Origin of the sequence: Leucobacter sp. M11, from assembly GCF_035726885.1 — a bacterium.
Classification (GTDB): Bacteria; Actinomycetota; Actinomycetes; order Actinomycetales; family Microbacteriaceae; genus JAPFRB01.
In genome coordinates this window covers 31,903-32,950 of the sequence record NZ_JAPFRB010000004.1, presented here as the reverse complement: position 1 = coordinate 32,950, position 1,048 = coordinate 31,903, and the positions used below count along the sequence as shown (strand labels likewise).

2 protein-coding genes and 1 pseudogene are annotated in these 1,048 nt (G+C 72.0%); 2 read left to right on the top strand and 1 reads right to left on the bottom strand.

The genetic code is table 11. From position 1 onward, the window contains the following. Positions 1-132: pseudogene (locus OOT08_RS12135) on the top strand (VIT1/CCC1 transporter family protein); the annotation flags it as partial. A 21-nt stretch (positions 133-153) separates the two neighbouring features. Here the strand turns inward: OOT08_RS12135 and purE are convergent. Further along, positions 154-672 (bottom strand): 5-(carboxyamino)imidazole ribonucleotide mutase, encoded by a 519-nt coding sequence (gene purE / locus OOT08_RS12130; protein WP_325092980.1) that lies wholly within the window; start codon positions 670-672, stop codon positions 154-156. 114 nt (positions 673-786) lie between these two features. Between purE and OOT08_RS12125 the strand changes: the two genes are divergently transcribed. After that, on the top strand, positions 787-1,048 hold a 262-nt coding region (locus tag OOT08_RS12125), incomplete at its 3' end, for a helix-turn-helix domain-containing protein (RefSeq protein ID WP_325092979.1).

The window sequence follows — 1,048 nt, the reverse complement described above, 5'->3', positions numbered from 1 at the left end:
ACGGGCTGGCTGAGCGCCCGGCTGGGCGGTGCGCCGACCGGGCGGGCGGTGCTGCGCAACGTGGTCATGGGCTCCGCCACCATGGCGGTCACGTACCTCGTCGGGATGCTGTTCGGCACCGCGGTGGGCTAGGGCCCGCCGCGCCGGGGGACGCTACTCGGCGGCGATGCGCGCCTGCAGGGCCGCGTTCTTCTCCGCGACCATGTCCTTGAGCGAGGCCGCGTAGGCGTCCAGCTGGGCGGTGAGCTCGGGGTTCCCCGCGGCGAGCATCCGCACGGCAAGCAGGCCCGCGTTCTTCGCGCCGCCGATGGAGACGGTGGCTACGGGGATCCCGCCGGGCATCTGCACGATGGACAGCAGGGAGTCGATGCCGTCCAGCTTCGCGAGGGGGACGGGCACCCCGACCACGGGCAGGGTGGTCAGCGAGGCGAGCATGCCGGGCAGGTGGGCGGCTCCGCCCGCGCCCGCGATGATGACGCGCAGGCCCCGGCCCGCGGCCTCGTGCCCGTAGTCCACCATCTTCTCGGGGGTGCGGTGCGCGGAGACGACCTCCACCTCGTGCGGGATGCCGAAGTCGCGGAGCACCTGCACGGCCTCGCTCATCACCGGGTAGTCCGAGTCGGATCCCATTACTACGCCTACGAGTGCGCCCTGCGCCTGGTCCTGAGTCATGAATCAATCGTAGCGAGCGGGGAGCCGGGCACGTACAATGACACTTCGACCCGGTCGCGGGTTCGCGTGCCGAAGCAACGGCGTCCGGGCCCTGGCCACGATTCAGGAGGCCGCGTGCCCACCCCCATCAGCTCACCGCACGACCTGGGCGCGCTCGTCCGCGTCGTCCGAAAGCGCCGGGGCCTCAGCCAGGTGGAGCTCTCCGCGCAGCTCGGGGTGACCCAGCGCTGGCTCAGCGAGCTGGAAACCGGCCGCGGCAAGCACTTCGACGACCGCTTCTTCCGGGTGCTCGGGATGCTCGGCATCCAGCTGAGCGCGAAAGCGGAGCTGCCCGCGGCGACGCCCGAGCCCAGCCCTGCGACGGAGCCGCGAGATT